This window comes from Ruegeria sp. CF3 (assembly GCF_056537365.1).
Genome location: NZ_JBQFRK010000001.1, coordinates 501711 through 521811, shown reverse-complemented (window position 1 = coordinate 521811; position 20101 = coordinate 501711). Strand labels below are relative to the sequence as shown.

Sequence of the window (20101 nt, the reverse complement as noted above, 5' to 3'; positions counted from 1 at the left end):
AGTTCGTACGTCTTTTCGACCTGATTTCAGAGTGATCAAACACGAGAGTAGCTGTCACTGGCGTCATCCCCCCAAGAAACTCTTGCGAACTTCTGGATCGGCCAACAGCTCCTTGCCTGTCCCGGTATAGGCATTGCGACCCTGGACCAGTACATATCCCTTGTCCGCAATCTCCAGCGCCTGACGGGCATTCTGTTCGACCATAAGGATCGGCAGGCCGGTGCGCGAAACCTCGATGATCCGGTCGAACAGCTCATCCATCACGATTGGTGAGACACCGGCGGTGGGTTCGTCCAGCATCAACACCTTGGGCTGAGTCATCAGCGCACGGCCCACAGCGATCTGTTGACGTTGACCACCTGACAGCTCTCCGGCGGCCTGGTTGCGCTTGTCGCGCAGGATGGGGAAGAGGTCATAGACCTGTTCCATCGTCTGGCTGATGTCGTCGCGCCGGATGAAGGCACCCATCTCAAGGTTCTCTTCCACTGTCATCGACGTAAAAATGTTCGAGGTCTGCGGGACAAAGCCCATGCCGCGTACCACGCGGTCTTGCGGGTTGAGATTGGTGATATCTTCGCCATCCAGCCGCACAGACCCTTGGCGTACGTCCAGCATGCCAAACACAGCTTTCATTGCGGTGGATTTGCCCGCGCCGTTGGGGCCGACGATCACCGCGATCTCGCCCTTATCAACGGCGATGGTGCAGTCATGCAGGATGTCTGGCCCTTTGCCATAGCCACCAGTCATAGTGTCGCCAATCAGGAAAGGACCGCCCTCGACCCGATGCGTTTCACCGCTTTTGCGATGTGCTGGAGTCATGGTGCCGACACCATGCGTATTGGTGATCGAAGCGTCCTTGTTGCCCTTGTCGTCCTGGTAGGGGTTGTCGCTCATACGCCCGCCTCCAGCTTGTCTTTGTTCTTCAGGCCGGTGCCTAGGTAAGCTTCGATCACGTGTTCATTGGCCTTGATCTCGTCCAGAGTGCCTTCGGCCAGCACCTTTCCCTCGGCCATACAGATGACCGGGTCGCAAATCTTGCCGATGAAATCCATGTCGTGCTCGATAACGACGAAGGTATAGCCGCGTTCCTTGTTCAGGCGCAGGATCGTGTCGGCGATGGTCATCAGAAGGGTGCGGTTCACACCAGCGCCGACCTCGTCCAAAAACACGATCTTGGCGTCGACCATCATGGTACGGCCAAGTTCCAGCAGCTTCTTCTGACCGCCCGAGACCTGACCGGCCTTGTGATCGGCGAGATGTTCGATTGTCAGGAACTCCAGCACCTCATCGGCTTTCGCCCTAAGTGCGCGTTCCTCATCCGCGATACGCTTACGCCCGAACCACGTGTTCCACAGCGATTCCCCGGATTGTGCGCCGGGCACCATCATCAGGTTTTCACGGCAGCTCATCGACGAAAACTCATGCGCGATCTGGAAGGTGCGCAGCAGGCCCTTATGAAACAGCTCATGCGGGGGCAGGCCAGTGATATCCTCACCGTCCATGTGTACCTTACCGCTGGTCGGTGGAAGTACGCCCGCGATCACGTTGAATAGCGTGGTTTTTCCGGCCCCGTTCGGTCCGATCAGACCGGTGATCGAGCCCTTTTGGATTTCCAGCGATGCCCCGTCCACCGCATGAAACCCGCCGAAATGCTTGTGCACGTCATCGACGACGATCATCTTTTCCCCTAGCCGCCGTTTTCGGCGTTTTTACCATCCCCGTTAACCGGAGTGCGGCCTTTTTTCATTGAAACAGCCCGGACACAAGGGCCGGGCTGCTTGTTTTTATGACTTTTAACCTTGGATCAACGGAAGTTGACGGTCTTGTTTTCGCCGTCGGTCACCTCGATCTCGCGATAGGAACCTGCGCTTTCACCAGGGCCGATCAGCTCAACGCCCGATGCGCCGACATAATCGATGTCCTGACCGGCAGCCAACAGCTCCAGACCTTTAGCCAGTTCTCCGGGGAAGATTTGCTCACCCGGAGCGTTGGCGACATCCATGATTTTCGCGCCGTATTCAGCGGGGTTGGTCGAACCTGCGGCCTGCATCGCCAGCATGAATAGCGCGGCGGCGTCATAGCTTTCCGGCGAGTAGGGCGACGAACCGTCAAAGCCCGCAGCTTCAGCCATGGCAAAGTACTTCTCGGCACCTTCACCGCCCGAGCCAGCGATCTGACCGAACGAGCCGTTCAGGTCGGGACCAACGTTTGCCGGCAGCGAGTCACCGATCATGCCGCCGGGCAGACCGAATGTATCAAACGCGCCGCTGTCCAGCGCCGACTGGATGATGCCCAGACCACCCTGATCCAGATAGCCGGCAACGACCAGAATATCGCCACCGGCCGAGGCCAGCGCGCCAACTTCGGCCGAATAGTCGGCCTTGCCGTCTTCGTGCGCGGCAACGATGGTGACTTCGCCACCCGAAGCCTCGAACGAGGACTGGATCGCGTCCGCCAGACCCTTGCCGTAGTCGTTGTTGGTGTATGTCAGAGCAATCGAGCTGATGCCACGGTCATTCAGGATGTCTGCCATTACTTGACCTTCACGCGCATCCGACGGCGCGGTGCGGAAGAACAGGCCGTTGTCTTCCATGGTCGACAGACCCGGAGACGTGGCCGACGGCGAGATCATGACCATGCCGTTCGGGATCGCGACGTTCTGCAGGATCGCGCCAGTGACGCCCGAGCAGTCGCCGCCGATGATACCGGCGACGCCATCGGCGATCATACGTTCGCCGTTCGATGTGGCCAGACCATTGTCGATACAGCCGGTATCGGCGCGGGTTCCGGTCACGCTTGCGCCGTCCAGCAGTTTGCCGGATTCGGTGACCTCGGCCATCGCCATTTCTGCGCCCGAACCCATGGCCGGGGCCAGCGATTCAATCGGGCCTGTAAAGCCGAACAGCACGCCCAGCTTCACGTCCTCGGCCATAGCGGTACCCGCCAGCAGAGCGGTTGCTGCAGTAGCGGTAAGCAGCTTTTTCATTAGGTTACTCCCTATTTATCGTTTGAACGTCGTCGTTCTGGGCATGACCCTAGGCAAGCTGTCCGAAAAAGAAAAGTCCTAACAAAAAAGTGCTTTTGAAAGCAGCAATCCTATCTGTTTTGTTAGGCTAGGTCAGTTTGTTGCGGTGCACCACTAGGGATTGGGTCGATATGATCAGGACTTTTGCGATTCTCATTCTGTCGTGCTGGTCGATTGCAGGCTGGTCCGATGTCATCAACACAACCGGCGGGCCGGTTCAGGTTACTCAGGTGGTCAGAGGCCTTGATACACCTTGGGCGATTGGCATTCTTCCGGATGGCAGCTTTGTTGTCACTGAGCGAGATGGCGAGCTTTTGTACGTTGCCGGAGGTGAGGCGAAGCGCATCAAGGGTCTGCCAAAAGTGGTCGCGAACGGGCAGGGCGGTTTGCTAGATGTCACCATCGCGCGTGACTTTAATCAGACCCGCGAGCTTTTTCTGACTTTCTCCAAATCGCAACGAGGCGGTGCAGGCACCGCTGTCGCTGTCGCTCGTTTATCGGAAAACGGAGAACGTCTAACCAATCTGCGCGTGATATTCGAGGCCTCTCCCGGTGGCTCAGGCGGGCGCCACTTTGGTTCTCGCGTCGTTGAAGCGAATGATGGCACGTTGTTCGTCACTATCGGTGACCGAGGTGATCGCCCGGCTGCGCAGGATCGAACGAACCACATGGGTACGGTCATTCGGATCAACCGTGATGGTTCAGTTCCCAGTGATAACCCGTTTGTGGGCAATCCCGGTGTCCGCCCCGAGATCTGGTCGTTTGGTCACAGAAACCCTCAGGGTGCCAATTTGGATCTGCAGGGTCGGCTTTGGATTTCGGAACACGGGGCAAAAGGCGGGGATGAGGTTAATCTGATCAGACCCGGTGCCAATTATGGCTGGCCAGTGATTTCGTATGGCGTTCATTATTCGGGTCAGAAGATCGGTGAAGGCACGTCGAAGCAAGGAATGGAACAGCCCGAGCTTTATTGGGATCCTTCCATCGCACCCTCTGGCTTGATGGTCTATTCCGGGAAACTTTGGCCGGAATGGAAGGGGAATCTATTCGTTGGCTCTTTGAAATTCGACTACATTGCACGTTTGGCGGGCGATCCACTGCGTGAGGTTGAGCAGATCGAAGGCCCCGAGACCGAACGTGTTCGCGACATCGCCGAAGCACCAGATGGGTCGATCTGGTTCATTTCCGTCGGGCAAGGCGCGGTTTACCGAATGACGCCCCTTTGACGGTATTAAACGGGGTTAGGGCGTTTGCTTCTATGCCATTCGGTCACGGTGTATCTGTTCCGGGCTTCAGGGTGATCAGGAGATTTGAATGAGTGATTTTGTAATCGAGCTTTGTGAAACAATGCCGCCAAAGCGCGAACTGAATACGATCCTGGCACAATATTACGCGCTTATCGTGCAACGAATGCAGGATATGGGCTTTGAGATTGATCTAGCGGCCCCCGAAAGCGCATTGGCGGAGTTTTGGGCGCATACAGAGGATTACCTACCCCCGAATGGATGTCTTGTGGTGGCGCGAAACGATGCCGGAAACATCATTGGATGTGGGATGCTGAAACGATTTGATCACCAAACCGGTGAACTTAAACGGGTTTTTGTGACCGAGGAGGCACGAGGGACCGGTGCCGGGCGTGCCTTGATCGAAGCCCGGGAACAGGCCGCGCGTGATATGGGTTTGAAACGCCTCATCGCCGATACGCTTACACCGAATGTCGAAATGCGCGACCTGTACCCCAAACTTGGTTTTGTTGAACTGGACTCACCAATCGAAACCACGACCTATCTGGATCAACCGATGTTACGGCCGCACCTGCACTACTTTGCGAAAGATTTGTAAGGTTTCCCTGCGGCTTTGGATTAAACAGACAACCGACCGCTCTGTGCACCGCGTTCGCGATAAGGCGTGGTGTTGTAATGCGCCCGGTAGCATTTGGAGAAATGCGACGGGCTGGCAAAGCCGCAAGCCAGCGCCACATTGATGACGCTCATATCGGTCTGCATCAGCAAGTTCCGCGCTTTATGCAGGCGCAGTTCCATGTAGTAGCGCTTGGGCGAGCGGCTAAGATAGCGGCGGAACAGACGTTCTAGCTGGCGCGTCGACATGCCTACGTCCTTGGCTAGAATAGAGGGCGAGATTGGCTCTTCTATGTTCTTTTCCATCATCAGGATAACCTGACTGAGCTTGGGGTGGCGTACGCCGATCCGTGTAGGTGTCGACAAACGTTGCGTGTCCTGATCCGTACGTATCGAAGAATAGATCATCTGATCAGCGACCGCGTTGGCCAGATCTTCTCCGTAATCTTCGGCAATCAGCTTGAGCATCAGGTCAATCGAGGATGTGCCGCCAGCAGTTGTCATTCGGTTGCCATCAACCAAAAACACCGACTTGGTCAGTTCTACTGTGTCGAATTCTTCGGCAAAACTGTCTGAGTTTTCCCAATGGATCGTTGCGCGCTTGCCTTCCAGCAAACCGGCTTTGGCCAGCGTATAGGCCGCGGTGCAAAGACCGCCGATTTTCAACCCTTTACGCGCTTCGCGGCGTACCCAGTTCAGGATGCGTTTGGTGGTTGCCGCTTGTACATCGACCCCCCCGCAGATCAGGACGACGTCGTCACGCTGCAATTCGGTCAGATCAGAATCAAGATTGAAAGAAGTACCGGCTGAACAAGTCACTGTCTCACCGCCTTCGCCCGTCAAGGTCCAGGTATAAAGCTCTCGGTTGGCCATTCGATTGGCGATCCGCAGACTGTCCAAAGCCGAAGCGAATGACAAAAGGGAAAACTTGTCCAAAAGCACAAATACAAAGTTATGCGGCTTGCCTGTGCTATGATCCACAGTGACAACTTGGCGTTGCTCTTGCATGGCGAACTGTCCTTGATTCGGCGCGCACCGGGATTTCCACGGTGGCGGATATGCCAGTCACCATGCTCAAAGCTTGATTATGGCGTCAAGAGGCGCAAAAGGGATATGGCCTCTCATTCATGCATTTTGTATAGAGGCCACCTGAAATACTTCAGCGGAGATAAAAGCTATGACTGAATGGCAAAAAACGAACTGGCGCAACAAGCCCCGGGTTCAGATGCCAGACTATACCGACGCGGCCGCGCTGGCCAAAGTCGAGGCGCAGCTTTCGCAGTATCCCCCGCTGGTTTTTGCGGGTGAAGCGCGACGGCTGAAGCAGCATCTGGGAGCCGCGGGTCGTGGCGAAGCGTTCCTGTTGCAAGGCGGGGATTGCGCTGAAAGCTTTGAGCAGTTCAGCGCGGATGCGATCCGTGACACGTTCAAGGTGATGCTGCAGATGGCAATGGTGCTAACCTACGGCGCCAAGGTTCCCGTGGTTAAAGTTGGCCGCATGGCGGGCCAGTTTGCAAAACCGCGCAGTGCACCGACAGAGGTTGTGGACGGTGTGGAACTGCCCAGCTACCGCGGTGACATCATCAATGAGCTGGCCTTTACACCCGAGGCACGTATTCCGAATCCCGACAAGATGCTTCAGGCCTATACACAGGCGGCGGCAACACTGAATCTGCTGCGGGCGTTCTCGACCGGTGGTTTTGCGGATATGAGCCACGTGCATTCGTGGACGCTGGGTTTTGCCGACGGGCAAGACGTTCAGAAATACTCTGAGATCGCCGACCGCATTCAGGATTCGATTGACTTCATGGGGGCTGCGGGCATCACCGCAGATACCACACACGAATTCTCGTCGGTGGAATTCTACACCAGCCACGAAGGCCTGCTGCTTGAGTACGAAGAGGCGCTGACGCGTCTGGATTCGACATCTGGCAATTGGTTGGCTGGCTCGGGTCACATGATCTGGATCGGCGATCGGACCCGTCAGCCCGACGGTGCGCATGTCGAGTTCTGCCGGGGTGTTCTGAACCCGATTGGTCTGAAATGTGGCCCGACAACCAGTGCCGAAGACCTCAAGGTTCTGATGTCCAAGTTGAATCCAGAAAACGAAGAGGGGCGTCTGACTCTGATCGCGCGCTTTGGTGCAGGTAAAGCGGGTGAGCATCTGCCGCGTCTGGTCAAAGCCGTGAAGGAAGAGGGCGCACAGGTTACTTGGGTCTGCGATCCGATGCATGGCAACACGATCAAATCCGCGACCGGCTACAAGACCCGGCCGTTTGATTCCGTGCTGCGCGAAGTACGCGATTTCTTTGGCGTACATCAGGCTGAAGGCACGATCCCCGGTGGTGTTCATTTCGAGATGACAGGGCTGGATGTCACCGAATGCACCGGAGGTGTGCGCGCGGTGACAGAAGAGGATCTTTCGGATCGCTATCACACAGCTTGCGACCCGCGCCTGAACGCCTCGCAGTCGCTGGAACTTGCATTCCTTGTCGCGGAAGAACTGACCAACCTACGTCGTGACCGCAGCAAGCGCGCTGCAAGCTGACTTCGAATACATCCTGAATTAGTAAGACGGCGGGCCTCATGCCCGCCGTTTTCATTTAGTCGTCACGTGATGATACCAACCTTAGGTGCGGTGCCCCTTTGAACGTGGTCTGGTCTTCAGCGAACCCCTCTGTTTGCTGTTGGACAGGCCTCGGAGGCTGTTGCAGTTCAGAGATCGGGTTGACGCGGCGATCCGAGACAATGAAGCGACGCGGTGTTGCCCCGATGGTTCCATCGCTGACCATGACCCCAAGAATGCGGCTGACGTCGCCCAGATCGCTTTTAAGCGGCAGCAGGATCATGCGGGCCTGAAGGCTGGTTCGTCCGAGCTTGCCTTTCGAAAGCAAGCCCAGTTCGGCAACCGCGGGGCCGGTGAGGACTTGGTCCAGAATGGATTTGACATCATCGCGGGCGCTCGGTTCGAAAAAAGCCGTTAGAGGCATACCGCGAACTTCCATGCCCGCCAGATTGTTCAGGTGACTTCCCGCCAGCCGAAACCGGGCCAAACCCGGCGCGATGCGTTCCAGTATGAATGTGTATTCGAGAATATTCTCCAGGCCGCGCGGATCGATCTGCGAGCGCATCGGAACGCCTTCACCTGTCAGCAAGGCGGTCCAATAGGCTTCGGCCTGACGGATGGGAGAAAGGCTTCGCCCGCTGTCAAATCGGTCCATTGCGATGATCTTTCCAAGTTCTGAGCCGGAACCAGTCCCGAAAAAGGTTTTCATTTCATCACCCTACCGTCAATCACTCGCGATTTTCCTAAAATGCCATCTAATGGGCAAAGCTGCGATCCGCCAGCTTTTCTGACTGTCAGATTGACACGGGTTAATACAATTTTGGAGCAATTCTTTAACGAATGGTTAACCTCTTGGCATTGATTGGGGAATGAGCAAGGTCTTGCCCCTTGCTGGTCAATGGCATTAGGTGCGACCAGTGAATTTGACGGAAAGGGCAGGCATGATCAAATCCATGACCGGTTTCGCCTCGGGCAAGGGGGCGTTTGGTCCCCATAGCTGGACTTGGGAATTGCGCAGCGTCAATGGCAAGGGGCTGGATTTACGTCTGCGGCTTCCCGATTGGTTGACAGGGTTAGAGGCCGCGCTGAGAGGCGATCTGTCGAAGCAGGTCAACCGAGGGAACATCACGCTGTCCCTTCGGATGGGACGGGAAGAAACCGCCGCGGATGTCCGGTTGAATACCCCAGCGATGGAAGCTGCGCTGGATGCACTGGCCCAGACCGAAGCGCTTGCAGGCGCGCGGGGCGTATTGTTGGCTCCCTCCAAAGCCAGTGATCTTCTTGCGTTGAAAGGGATGTTGGAAGCCGGAGCTGACGCGGATGATCCAGCCCAACTTGTCGAGCACCTGAAATCTGAGTTCGGTGGCTTGCTTGCTTCATTCATTGAGATGCGCGGTTCCGAAGGTGAAGCACTGTCAGGCATTCTTACGGGACGACTCGACCAAGTCGCAAAGCTGACGGATCAGGCCGCTGATCTGGCCGAGCGTCGCCGCGAGGAAATGGCGCAAAACATGCGCGAAAATCTGACACGCGTTCTCGACAATACGCAAGGTGCGGACCCTGATCGCGTTGCACAAGAACTGGCCCTGATCGCGGTCAAGGCCGATATCACCGAAGAAATCGATCGTTTGAAGGCCCATGTCACTGCTGCGCGTGCCCTATTGACGCAAGTCGGCCCGGTCGGGCGTAAGCTGGATTTCCTGATGCAGGAGTTCAACCGTGAGGCCAACACGCTCTGCTCGAAATCGCAGAATGCTGAACTGACGGCGGTTGGTTTGGAGCTAAAGGCGGTCATCGATCAGATGCGCGAGCAAGTGCAGAACGTGGAATAAGGACGGGAACATCACATGGCGGATCGCCGCGGTCTATTAATCATACTGTCCTCGCCTTCGGGTGCAGGTAAATCCACTCTGGCCCGCCGTTTGATGCGGTGGGATGTCGGTTTGGAATTCTCGATCTCGGCCACCACCCGCGCTCCGCGCCCGGGTGAGGAGCATGGCCGGGAGTACTACTTCCTATCCGAGGACGAGTTCAAACAGCAGGTGGCGGATGGGCAGATGCTGGAACACGCGCATGTGTTCGGCAACTTCTACGGCTCTCCTGCTGGACCGGTCCGCGAGTCCATCACACAGGGGCGTGATGTGCTTTTTGATGTCGATTGGCAGGGAGAAGTGCAGATCCGCAATTCGGATCTGGGCAAGCATGCGTTGTCGATTTTCATCCTCCCGCCCTCGATCCGTGAACTACGCCGCAGGCTGGAAGGGCGTGGGCAGGACAGTGAGGATGTGATCGCCAAGCGCATGTTGAAAAGCTGGGATGAGATCAGCCATTGGGGCTACTACGACTATGTTCTGATCAACGATGATTTGGATACCACCGAGGAAAAGCTGAAGACCATCGTCAGCGCAGAACGCATGCGTCGCATCCAACAGCCCAGCCTGCAGAACCACATCCGCTCGTTGCAGACCGAGTTCGAGGGCTTGTCATGACCATCTATGCTTTGGGTGATCACTCGCCGCAAATTCACGAAGACACCTGGGTAGCCCCCGACGCCAACCTGATCGGCAAAGTAGTCCTGGAACAAGGCGCTTCGGTCTGGTTCGGGTGCACCATCCGGGCCGATCACGAAGAAGTCCGTGTGGGCGCAGGCAGCAATGTGCAGGAAGACTGCGTGATGCACATCGATGCGGGCTATCCGCTGACCATTGGGAAGAACTGCACAATTGGTCACAAGGTCATGCTGCATGGTTGCACGATCGGAGACAATACGCTGATCGGTATGGGGGCTATCGTTCTAAACGGGGCGAATATCGGAAAGAACTGTCTGATCGGGGCGGGGGCGCTGATCACCGAAGGCAAAGAGGTTCCCGATAATTCGTTGGTCATGGGCTCGCCGGGCAAAGTTGTGCGGCAGCTTGATGAGGCGGCGGCCCAGAAACTAACGCTGAGTGCGCTGCACTATCAGGACAACATGCGCAAGTTTCGCCAAACATTGCGTCCGGTCTAAACGCGCATGACGGATACCCTGCTTGCCGAATTGGTTTCAGCCATTCCGATGCCCGCCGTGCTGGTTGGTCAGACCGAGCGTATTGTCGCCGCAAATAGCGAGGCGCGGACGCTTTTGGGACACGCAATCGAAGGCAGGCATTTTGCCACAATCCTGCGCCAGCCTCAGGTCATCGATGCCGTCGAACAATGCCTGCGCTCGAAGCAGCCCGGCAAAGCGCGGCATCTGTCCAATGATGGTGCTCAGGATACGACGTTTGAGGTGCAGTGCAGATTCGTCGGCGGGACCGAAGCGGTATTGGCGGTATTTCAGGATATCACGCATCTGGAACAGGCCGGTCAGATGCGGCGCGATTTCGTGGCCAATGTCAGCCATGAATTGCGCACGCCGCTAACGGCCTTGATGGGGTTTATCGAAACATTGCAAGGCCCCGCTCGCGACGACACGGCCGCCCGCGACCGCTTTCTTCAGATCATGGCGGATGAGGCCAATCGGATGAACCGGCTTGTGGGGGATTTGCTGTCGCTCAATCGGGTGGAAAGTGAAGAGCGGGTCAGACCCAAAGAGCCATTGGAACTGACAGGCTTGATTCAATCGACCTTAAACACTCTGCGACCGCTGACGGATGATGCCAGTGTTGTTGTTTCGTTGGATGCCCCAAACGAGTCGATCGAGATGGTCGGAGACAGCGATCAGCTTCGCCAGGTGATAACCAATCTCGTTGAAAACGCGATCAAATACGGGGGCAGCGGTGGCAAGGTCGGTGTGGTCGTAACCCTGTCTGAGCGGGATACGGCGATGCGCGGTCCTGCGGTACGGATCAAGATCATTGATCAAGGGCCCGGTATTGATGCCAAACACCTGCCCAGGTTGACCGAACGGTTCTATCGCGCAGACAGTCACCGCTCGCGCGAGTTGGGCGGAACCGGACTGGGGCTTGCGATCGTGAAGCATATCGTCAATCGCCATCGGGGCAGGTTGCGTGTGGAAAGTGAACCGGGGCAGGGAGCGACGTTTACGGTCATTCTACCACGCTAAGGTCGTGCCAAACGCAGGCTTTACTGGGGTGACGCATCGTCAAGTTAAGAATTTCTGAGAAATTCATGAGTTGTCATGAAACCGTTACATACCTGTCACAAAAGGCTTACGCAGGCGTCATAGTGCTGCGCTCAGATCATCATGGGGATGATCAGTACCCATCCTTTTCAAGGAGACTGAAATGTCCTTTGTAAAACTGTCGGCTTCTGCGCTGGCTATCGCTGCCGTCTCGGCAACCACTGCTGCTGCGCGTGACAACGTTCAAGTTGCTGGCTCTTCCACCGTTCTGCCTTATGCGTCAATCGTTGCAGAACTGTTCGGTGAAAATACCGACTTCCCCACACCGGTTGTTGAATCAGGCGGCTCGTCCGCCGGTCTGAAACGCTTCTGCGAAGGCGTCGGTGAAAACACGATCGACGTTGCAAACGCATCGCGTGCCATCCGTGAAAAAGAGATTAAAGCATGCGCCGAAAACGGTGTGACCGACATCATGGAAGTCCGCATCGGTTATGACGGCATCGTATTTGCAAGCCAGCAGTCGGGTCCTGCCTTCACGGCGTTTGAGCCTGCGGATATTTACAATGCCATCGGATCGAAAGTGATGAAAGATGGCGCGCTGGTCGACAACAGCTTCAACAGCTGGGCCGAGTTCAACGCTGACCTGCCGGATGTGGAAATCGCAATGTTCATCCCGGGCACCAAGCACGGCACCCGCGAAGTGTTCGAAGACAAAGTTCTGCTGGCAGGTTGTGAAGCGACGGGCGCGATGGAAGCCATGGTCGCGGGCGGCCTAAGCGAAGATGACGCCGAAGATGCATGCCTGGACGTGCGCACCGACGGCAAATCGGTCGATATCGACGGTGACTACACCGAAACTCTGGCCCGCATCGATACCAACACCAATGGTATCGGCGTGTTTGGTCTGGCGTTCTACGAGAACAACACCGACAAGCTGAAAGTGGCTACGATGGGTGGTATCGCACCGTCGACCGAGAGCATCGCGTCGGGTGAATACCCCGTCTCACGCCCGCTGTTTTTCTACGTCAAGAAAGCGCATATCGGCGTGATCCCCGGTCTGAAAGAATACGCCCAGTTCTTCACTCATGAAGAAATTGCTGGTCCCTCGGGCCCGCTGGCCAACTACGGTCTGGTTGCCGATCCTGAACTGGCAAAAACGCAGGACGCGATTGCCAACGAAGTAACCTTGGGTTCGGGCAGCTAATCCCTCACCCCGATTGAATTGACTGGGGGCGGCGTTTTCTGTCGCCCCCAATTTTTCCCTAATCCCGATCAAGACCTATGGGGGCGTCATGCCAATTCTTTGGCTCATTCTGATCGTGCTTGCGATCGCGGCAGTCGGATATGTTTTGGGGCGAATGCGCGCCTTGCAAAGTGCCGGAGGGGACAGCCGCAATCTGCATTCTCTGCCCTCGTTTTATGGCGCGAACGTCGCACTGAAAGTCATAGTTCCCGCCTTGGGTTTGTTGATCGTCTGGCTGCTGGTTCAGCCGCTCTACGTTAACTCTCAGATCTCGGAGATGGTTCCCGAAACGGCGATCAAGGAAGGATCGTCGCGCAGTCTTGTTATGGCCGAGGTGCGTCGGACCGCAAATGGTCTGGACAGTGCCGTTGCGCAGGGACATCTCACCGAAACGCTCGCACAGGATGCGCGGGCAGATATTTCCGAGATGACCCAAAAGTTGAAGGACGCGGGTCAAGTCGTAACCTCGGACATCACGCAGACGGTTTTGCATGCAGCTCAAGCCTATCGGGCGATAAATTCAACCGGTTACGCGATCATGTCCGTCGCTGTGATACTCGTCGCCTTGGCCGGTGCTGCGTTCAGTTGGTTACAGACGCATTCTGAATATCGTGCCCGCAATGTGGTTGAGCAGGGAATTCGTGTGATGCTGCTGGCGGCTGCGTCGATTGCGATCCTGACAACGGTCGGCATCGTCCTTTCGCTGGTTTTCAATACGTGGGAGTTCTTCAAGCTTTACCCGGCATCAGAATTCTTTTTCGGTACTACCTGGGCGCCCAGTTTCTCGGGCCGTGGTGGGGCATCAGATCTGGGTATCATCCCTTTGCTGTGGGGCACGTTCTATATCTCGTTGGTGGCGTTGTTGGTGGCCGTGCCAATCGGTCTTTTCGCTGCGATTTATCTCAGTGAGTACGCTTCTTCACGCGTGCGCTCGATCGCCAAACCAATGCTAGAAGTGCTGGCCGGTATCCCGACCATCGTTTACGGCCTTTTCGCTCTGCTGACGGTTGGCCCGCTGTTGCTGAGCGTGTTCGGGGATGATGGTTTGGGCTGGATGAAAGCCGGTACGGCGGTGATGACCGCCGGTCTTGTCATGGGCATCATGCTGATCCCGTTCGTTTCGTCGCTTTCCGACGACATCATCAACGCGGTGCCTCAGGCCATGCGTGATGGCTCTTACGGGCTGGGGGCCACACAATCCGAGACCATCCGGCAGGTCGTTTTGCCCGCAGCCTTGCCCGGGATCGTCGGTGCGATCTTGCTGGCAGCTTCGCGTGCAATTGGTGAGACCATGATCGTGGTTCTGGGGGCAGGGGCCGCTGCGCGTCTGGACCTGAACCCGTTCGAGGCCATGACCACCGTAACCGCCAAGATCGTCAGCCAGCTGACAGGCGACGCCGATTTCGCCTCGCCCGAGGCCCTCGTCGCCTTCGCGCTTGGCATGACACTGTTCATTCTCACGCTGGGGCTGAACGTTTTCGCCCTGTATATCGTGCGCAAGTATCGGGAGCAGTACGAATGACCGACGCCAGCATGCAAAACACCTCGACCTCGCTGACTGCATCCGATGCCCGGACCAAAAAACGCGCGGCTGCCGAAAAGCGTTTTCGCGCCTACGGGATCGTCGCTATCGCGACCGGACTGTTCTTTCTGATTGTGCTGTTTGCCTCAATCCTGTCGCAAGGCATCCCGGCCTTCCAGCGCACAGTTATCAGTTTAGAATTCACGCTGAGCGAAGCGCAGCGCGATGAAGCCGAAGGCACGATGTTCAAGACAAAGGCCTACTCCAATCTGTTCATTGCGGAACTGAATGAACAACTGGCCGAAAGTGGCATCACCGTGGATTTCGATCAGGATGCCATCGAGCGTCTGTTGGGCAAAATCGGCGGTACGATCCGGACCTTCTATGCCGATAATCCTAGCAAGCTGGGTGAGCCGATCATGTTCGATCTGGCGGCTTCAAGCCGTGTGGATGGCTACTTCAAGGGTCGGGTGTCTCGTGACACACTGCAGGACAGCCGCTTCCTGCAACTCAGCGATCTTGATCTGGTGGACGCGCTGAAAGAAGCGGGGATCATTAAACAGGCTTTCAACTGGCCGTTCATCACTGGTGCGGACTCGGGCGTGGATAACCCCGGTGGCGCGGGTATTGGTGCCTCGGTCGTCGGTTCGTTCTTCATGATGTTGGTGGTGCTGTGCCTGTCGCTGCCCATTGGGGTCGCCGCCTCGATCTATCTGGAAGAGTTTGCGCCGCAGAACAAATTTACCGACCTGATCGAGGTGAATATCTCGAACCTGGCCGCCGTTCCGTCCATCGTCTTCGGTATCCTGGGGCTGGCAGTGTTCATTCAATTCATGCACCTGCCGCAGTCGGCACCGCTGGTGGGTGGTCTGGTGCTGACGCTGATGACCCTGCCAACGATCATCATCTCGACCCGAGCCTCGCTAAAGGCGGTTCCCCCGTCTATCCGCGACGCGGCGTTGGGGGTAGGGGCCTCGAAGATGCAGGCCGTCTTCCACCACGTGCTGCCGTTGGCCGCGCCCGGTATCCTGACTGGTACCATCATTGGTTTGGCGCAGGCGCTGGGTGAAACTGCTCCGTTGCTGTTGATCGGCATGGTGGGCTTTGTCGCCCGAGGCTATCCCGATGGCTTTTTGGCGGGCTTCACCGAGCCGAACTCGGCCATGCCGGCACAGATCTACACCTGGGCCGCGCGTGCCGATGTGGGTTTTTACGAGAAAGCCTGGGGCGGCATCATCATCCTTTTGATGTTCCTGCTGACCATGAATATCATCGCTATCATCCTGCGCCGCCGCTTTGAACGCCGCTGGTAGGAGGGGTTTAAAATGAACGATATGACACGAGTGGAGAGAACCGTGGACTCCAAAGACATCAAGATCAACGCCAAGCAGGTTCAGGTCTACTACGGTGAGACCCACGCCATTAAGGACGTGAGCGTCGATATCGAAGACAAGACTGTGACGGCTTTCATCGGTCCCTCTGGCTGCGGTAAATCCACCTTCCTACGCTGTCTGAACCGGATGAACGACACAATCGACATTTGCCGGGTGCAGGGTGATATCCTGCTGGACGGTGAAGACATTTACGACAAGCGCGTCGATCCGGTACAGTTGCGTGCCAAGGTCGGCATGGTTTTTCAAAAACCGAACCCGTTCCCCAAATCGATCTATGACAACGTGGCTTACGGTCCGCGTATCCACGGCCTTGCCAAGAATAAGGCAGAACTGGATGAAATCGTAGAGAAATCTCTGCGTCGTGGTGCGATCTGGGATGAGGTCAAGGACCGTCTGGATGCCCCCGGTACCGGCCTTTCTGGTGGTCAGCAACAGCGTCTTTGCATCGCGCGCGCCGTAGCCACCGAGCCTGAGGTGCTATTGATGGACGAACCCTGTTCGGCGCTCGACCCAATCGCAACCGCGCAGGTCGAGGAACTGATTGACGAACTGCGTTCACGCTATTCAGTGGTGATCGTAACCCATTCGATGCAACAGGCCGCGCGGGTCAGTCAGAAGACAGCGTTTTTCCATCTGGGGAACTTGGTTGAGTTCGGCGAAACCGGGCAGATCTTCACCAACCCCGAAGATCCCCGAACCGAAAGTTACATCACCGGCCGGATTGGCTGAGCACAGGATAACTGCAATGAGCGAACAACATATTGCATCCGCGTTCGACCGCGACCTTGAGGCCATCCAAGCACACATCATGAAGATGGGTGGACTGGTCGAAGCCGCCATTATGGGCGCGGCCCGGTCGCTGGAGACCCGCGACGAAGAACTGGCAAATGAAGTGCGTCAAGGCGACAAGGCCATCGACGCACTGGAAGAACTGATTGACGAAGAGACCGCGCGCCTGATTGCCTTGCGTGCACCGACGGCCAGCGATTTGCGGCTGGTTCTGTCCGTTCTGAAGGTTGCGACCAACCTTGAACGGATTGGAGATTACTCCAAGAACATCGCCAAGCGAACGACCGTTCTGGTGAATGCCGGCGAAATCAACGGCAGTGCCGCCGCTCTGCGCCGAATGGCGCGCGAGGTCGAGCGGATGCTGCGCGACGCGCTAGATGCCTATATCCAGCGTGATGCTGAGCTGGCGCAGGACGTGATCGAACGGGATCTGGAAGTGGACCAGATGTATAACGGCCTGTTTCGCGAGTTCCTGACCTTCATGGCGGAGGATCCGCGCAATATCTCATCGTGCATGCACCTGCATTTCATCGCAAAAAATATCGAACGCATGGGCGATCACGTCACCGCCATTGCCGAGCAGGTCGTCTATCTCGTCACCGGCGAGAGACCCAGCGAAGCGCGCCCCAAAGCCGACAACACGTCGCAAACGATCTAGGAGATCTCAGTCATGTCCGCTGATCAACCGACGGTACTGGTTGTTGAGGATGAGTTGGCCCAAAGAGAGGTACTGGCCTATAATCTGGACGCCGAAGGGTTCCGGGTAATCCGTGCCGCTAATGGCGACGAAGCTTTGTTGCTGGTCGAAGAAGACCGCCCGGATATCATCGTTTTGGATTGGATGATGCCCAATCTGAGCGGTATCGAGGTTTGCCGCCGCCTGAAAACGCGGCCCGACACCCGATCAATTCCGATCATCATGCTGTCGGCGCGCTCGGAAGAGGTTGATAAAGTGCGCGGCCTTGAAACCGGTGCCGATGATTATGTGGTTAAGCCTTACTCGGTTGTCGAATTGATGGCGCGTGTACGGACACAATTGCGCAGAGTGCGTCCAGCGACCGTGGGCATCCGGTTGGAGTTTGACGATATCATATTGGACTCTGAGACCCACAAGGTAAGCCGCGACAACAAGCTGTTAAAACTGGGCCCGACCGAGTTCCGGTTGCTGAGCACATTCATGGAAAAGCCCGGCCGGGTCTGGAGCCGAGAGCAGTTGCTTGACCGCGTATGGGGCCGCGATATCTACGTCGACACGCGTACTGTTGATGTTCATATAGGTCGTCTGCGCAAAGCGTTGACTCAACATGGCGGCGAAGATCCGGTGCGAACGGTGCGCGGGGCAGGGTACGCGCTCGGCTAACGTGGCAGTGCTTCTTCGGTCTGGGCCTGAGAAGCAAGCCAGTGTCGAAACTCTCGCAATGATCCGTCATCCGATTTTTCGCGCGGCCAAACCAGATAATATGCCCCCATCGTCTCTATCGCGTCAGGGAAGGCTGCAACCAGCCTACCTGTCGCAAGGTCTTGTTCCACCAGATAGTTTGGCAACAGGGCAACACCCAGGCCGTGCAGCGCGGCTTGGTTGATGGTGTTGAACTGGTCGTGGACGGTGCCGGGCAGGGGATGCGGGTGCGTGACACCCATCTGTTGAAACCAGTCCTGCCAGGCGCGCGGTCGTGTCTGGATATGCAGCAGCGGCAGTTTTAGCAGATCGCGGGGTGAGGTCGGAGTGCCTTTGGGTAAAAGCTCGGGCGCGCAGACGGGCAAAACCCGCTCGACACTTAATAGCAAGCGATCAGTTCCGGGCCAATCAGGTTCCCCAAAATGTAAAGCCGCATCAAAGGGTTCCGAAGCAAAACTAAACGGTCGCAACCGCGTGGTCATGTTGATTGTGATATCCGGATGGCGGCGGGCGAAATCTGGCAGACGCGGTACCAGCCAGCGCATTCCAAATGTCGGCAGAATCGCCAGATTCAATGTCCCACCGACAGGGGAAATGTGCAGTTTCAGCGCCGCCTGCGCGATCTGAGACAAGGCTGGCCGAATTTCTTGTACATAGTCTTGTCCAGCCTTTGTCAGTGACAATCGCTTGCGATCACGGCTGACCAATTCTGCGTCCAAATGCGCTTCAAGCGTCTGCAGTTGCCGACTGACCGCGCTCTGCGTCAGTGCCATTTCATCCGCGACTGCCGAGGCTGATCCAAGGCGATCCAAAGCTTCAAGCGCGCGCAGCGCGGATATAGGCGGCAGGATAGGGCGCTTGGTGTCCATCTATGCGTTTTGATCATGAAACAATGCAAATGTCTCGCTGTTTTTTGAATATTACTCAGATTATAGTTGCGCAAACCTATTCAAGTCGGAGAAGCAAAATGAACGCTCCAGATACAAAGCCCGTCCTGCGCGCAAAAGATGCGCCTGACCTTGGACGTTTCAACTGGGACGACCCGTTTCGCTTGTCGGACCAGTTGGAAGAGGATGAACGCCTGATTGCCGACAGCGCGCGCGCTTACGCCCAGGAGAAATTGCAGCCGCGTGTCACCAAGGCTTTTGCAAACGAAGAAACCGATCCCGAGATCTTTCGTGAAATGGGTGAAATGGGGCTGTTGGGCACGACAATCCCCGAAGAATATGGTGGGATCGGTGCGAGCTACGTATCTTATGGACTGGTGGCGCGGGAAGTTGAACGGGTGGATTCCGGCTATCGCTCGATGATGTCGGTGCAAAGCTCGTTGGTGATGTACCCGATTTTCGCCTATGGCAGCGAAGAACAGCGTCGCAAATTTCTGCCGAAACTGGCAAGTGGCGAATGGATTGGGTGTTTTGGCCTGACAGAGCCGGATGCGGGTTCGGACCCGGCGGCGATGAAGACCCGCGCCGAGAAGATTGATGGCGGGTATCGTCTGACCGGCAGCAAGATGTGGATTTCAAACGCACCGATCGCAGATGTCTATGTGGTCTGGGCCAAGTCAGACGCGCATGACGGCAAGATTCGTGGGTTCGTGCTGGATAAAGGCACCAAGGGCCTGAGCGCACCGAAGATCGAGAACAAGCTGAGCCTGCGTACTTCGATCACAGGTGAAATTGTCATGGATGGCGTTGAGGTGGACGAGGGCGCTTTGCTTCCACATGTTCAGGGTCTCAAGGGACCGTTCGGCTGCCTGAACCGCGCACGCTATGGTATCAGCTGGGGTGCGATGGGGGCCGCGGAATGCTGCTGGCACGCAGCGCGTCAATACGGCTTGGATCGTAAACAGTTCAATCGACCACTTGCGCAGACCCAGTTGTTTCAACGCAAACTGGCAGAGATGCAGACCGAAATCTCTTTGGGACTGCAAGCAAGCTTGCGCGTCGGCCGTCTGATGGATCAGGCTGAAGCTGCGCCCGAGATGATCTCGATCATCAAACGTAACAATTGCGGCAAGGCATTGGATATTGCGCGGATGTCGCGTGACATGCACGGCGGCAACGGTATCTCACTTGAGTTCCAGGTGGTGCGTCACATGATCAATCTTGAGACAGTCAACACCTATGAGGGCACGCACGACGTTCATGCATTGATCCTGGGGCGGGCGCAAACCGGACTACAGGCATTTTACTGAGGCTGTACCCGTTACTCGCATAATCGGTATTATGTAAAATAAGT

The 20101-nt window shown here is 56.5% G+C and carries 20 protein-coding genes; 14 read left to right on the top strand and 6 right to left on the bottom strand.

Annotated features, from left to right (window positions below; genetic code table 11):
* Nucleotides 1–63: 63 nt before the first annotated feature.
* The 3 genes from ACR0KC_RS02660 to ACR0KC_RS02650 all read right to left on the bottom strand — a co-directional run bounded on the left by ACR0KC_RS02660 (nucleotide 64) and on the right by ACR0KC_RS02650 (nucleotide 2986).
* A complete protein-coding gene (locus tag ACR0KC_RS02660; RefSeq protein WP_480771446.1) occupies nucleotides 64–894 on the bottom strand; it encodes an ABC transporter ATP-binding protein in 831 nt (276 codons plus the stop codon).
* The gene (locus tag ACR0KC_RS02655) at nucleotides 891–1679 is read right to left on the bottom strand and encodes an ABC transporter ATP-binding protein (RefSeq protein ID WP_170562704.1); all 789 of its coding nucleotides are present in this window, start codon (nucleotides 1677–1679) and stop codon (nucleotides 891–893) included. Before ACR0KC_RS02655 ends, ACR0KC_RS02660 begins: the two co-directional genes overlap by 4 nt.
* A 125-nt stretch (nucleotides 1680–1804) precedes the next feature.
* Complete coding sequence (locus tag ACR0KC_RS02650) at nucleotides 1805–2986, bottom strand: ABC transporter substrate-binding protein (RefSeq protein WP_170393052.1); 1182 nt, start codon at nucleotides 2984–2986, stop codon at nucleotides 1805–1807.
* Nucleotides 2987–3156: 170 nt separating this feature from the next.
* Between ACR0KC_RS02650 and ACR0KC_RS02645 the strand changes: the two genes are divergently transcribed.
* Entirely contained in the window at nucleotides 3157–4251 is a 1095-nt protein-coding gene (locus ACR0KC_RS02645) for a PQQ-dependent sugar dehydrogenase (RefSeq protein WP_480771445.1), read from the top strand.
* Nucleotides 4252–4339: 88 nt separating this feature from the next.
* Nucleotides 4340–4867 carry a GNAT family N-acetyltransferase gene (locus ACR0KC_RS02640; protein ID WP_480704850.1) on the top strand — a complete coding sequence of 176 codons (528 nt, stop codon included), beginning with the start codon at nucleotides 4340–4342 and terminating at the stop codon, nucleotides 4865–4867.
* 20 nt (nucleotides 4868–4887) lie between these two features.
* Here the strand turns inward: ACR0KC_RS02640 and ACR0KC_RS02635 are convergent, their stop codons facing one another.
* Nucleotides 4888–5892, bottom strand: a complete 1005-nt coding sequence (locus ACR0KC_RS02635; protein ID WP_170393055.1) for a GlxA family transcriptional regulator — start codon at nucleotides 5890–5892, stop codon at nucleotides 4888–4890.
* A gap of 169 nt (nucleotides 5893–6061) precedes the next feature.
* Between ACR0KC_RS02635 and ACR0KC_RS02630 the strand changes: the two genes are divergently transcribed.
* Nucleotides 6062–7432 carry a class II 3-deoxy-7-phosphoheptulonate synthase gene (locus tag ACR0KC_RS02630; protein WP_223118039.1) on the top strand — a complete coding sequence of 457 codons (1371 nt, stop codon included), beginning with the start codon at nucleotides 6062–6064 and terminating at the stop codon, nucleotides 7430–7432.
* Between the two features lie 55 nt (nucleotides 7433–7487).
* Here the strand turns inward: ACR0KC_RS02630 and ACR0KC_RS02625 are convergent, their stop codons facing one another.
* Nucleotides 7488–8159, bottom strand: coding sequence for a PAS domain-containing protein (locus tag ACR0KC_RS02625; protein ID WP_480704848.1), 672 nt, complete (start codon nucleotides 8157–8159; stop codon nucleotides 7488–7490).
* Between the two features lie 232 nt (nucleotides 8160–8391).
* Here ACR0KC_RS02625 and ACR0KC_RS02620 point away from each other — a divergent pair, with 232 nt between their 5' ends.
* The 10 genes from ACR0KC_RS02620 (at nucleotide 8392) to phoB (ending at nucleotide 17821) form a co-directional block, all read left to right on the top strand.
* Nucleotides 8392–9282 (top strand): YicC/YloC family endoribonuclease, encoded by an 891-nt coding sequence (locus tag ACR0KC_RS02620; protein WP_480771444.1) that lies wholly within the window; start codon nucleotides 8392–8394, stop codon nucleotides 9280–9282.
* A 15-nt stretch (nucleotides 9283–9297) separates the two neighbouring features.
* A complete protein-coding gene (gene gmk, locus ACR0KC_RS02615; RefSeq protein ID WP_170421654.1) occupies nucleotides 9298–9939 on the top strand; it encodes a guanylate kinase in 642 nt (213 codons plus the stop codon).
* Nucleotides 9936–10457 (top strand): gamma carbonic anhydrase family protein, encoded by a 522-nt coding sequence (locus ACR0KC_RS02610; protein WP_480704845.1) that lies wholly within the window; start codon nucleotides 9936–9938, stop codon nucleotides 10455–10457. The genes gmk and ACR0KC_RS02610 overlap by 4 nt, the downstream gene beginning before the upstream one ends.
* A 6-nt stretch (nucleotides 10458–10463) precedes the next feature.
* Entirely contained in the window at nucleotides 10464–11495 is a 1032-nt protein-coding gene (locus ACR0KC_RS02605; protein WP_170625901.1) for an ATP-binding protein, read from the top strand.
* 181 nt (nucleotides 11496–11676) lie between these two features.
* Nucleotides 11677–12717: a substrate-binding domain-containing protein gene (locus ACR0KC_RS02600; protein WP_170393061.1), complete on the top strand. Its 1041-nt coding sequence runs from the start codon at nucleotides 11677–11679 to the stop codon at nucleotides 12715–12717.
* Nucleotides 12718–12805: 88 nt separating this feature from the next.
* A complete protein-coding gene (gene pstC / locus ACR0KC_RS02595) occupies nucleotides 12806–14278 on the top strand; it encodes a phosphate ABC transporter permease subunit PstC (protein ID WP_170732224.1) in 1473 nt (490 codons plus the stop codon).
* Nucleotides 14275–15591, top strand: coding sequence for a phosphate ABC transporter permease PstA (gene pstA / locus ACR0KC_RS02590; RefSeq protein WP_170393063.1), 1317 nt, complete (start codon nucleotides 14275–14277; stop codon nucleotides 15589–15591). Before pstC ends, pstA begins: the two co-directional genes overlap by 4 nt.
* 12 nt (nucleotides 15592–15603) lie before the next feature.
* On the top strand, nucleotides 15604–16401 hold the full coding sequence (gene pstB / locus ACR0KC_RS02585; protein WP_170393064.1) for a phosphate ABC transporter ATP-binding protein PstB: 798 nt from the start codon (nucleotides 15604–15606) through the stop codon (nucleotides 16399–16401).
* A gap of 16 nt (nucleotides 16402–16417) precedes the next feature.
* Entirely contained in the window at nucleotides 16418–17119 is a 702-nt protein-coding gene (phoU, locus tag ACR0KC_RS02580; RefSeq protein WP_170393065.1) for a phosphate signaling complex protein PhoU, read from the top strand.
* A 12-nt stretch (nucleotides 17120–17131) separates the two neighbouring features.
* Nucleotides 17132–17821, top strand: coding sequence for a phosphate regulon transcriptional regulator PhoB (gene phoB, locus ACR0KC_RS02575; RefSeq protein WP_170393066.1), 690 nt, complete (start codon nucleotides 17132–17134; stop codon nucleotides 17819–17821).
* Here the strand turns inward: phoB and ACR0KC_RS02570 are convergent.
* Nucleotides 17818–18729 (bottom strand): LysR substrate-binding domain-containing protein, encoded by a 912-nt coding sequence (locus ACR0KC_RS02570; protein ID WP_480613540.1) that lies wholly within the window; start codon nucleotides 18727–18729, stop codon nucleotides 17818–17820. The two genes, phoB and ACR0KC_RS02570, sit on opposite strands and share 4 nt — an antisense overlap.
* Before the next feature lie 98 nt (nucleotides 18730–18827).
* Between ACR0KC_RS02570 and ACR0KC_RS02565 the strand changes: the two genes are divergently transcribed.
* Nucleotides 18828–20057 (top strand): acyl-CoA dehydrogenase, encoded by a 1230-nt coding sequence (locus ACR0KC_RS02565; protein ID WP_480791083.1) that lies wholly within the window; start codon nucleotides 18828–18830, stop codon nucleotides 20055–20057.
* Nucleotides 20058–20101 lie beyond the last annotated feature (44 nt).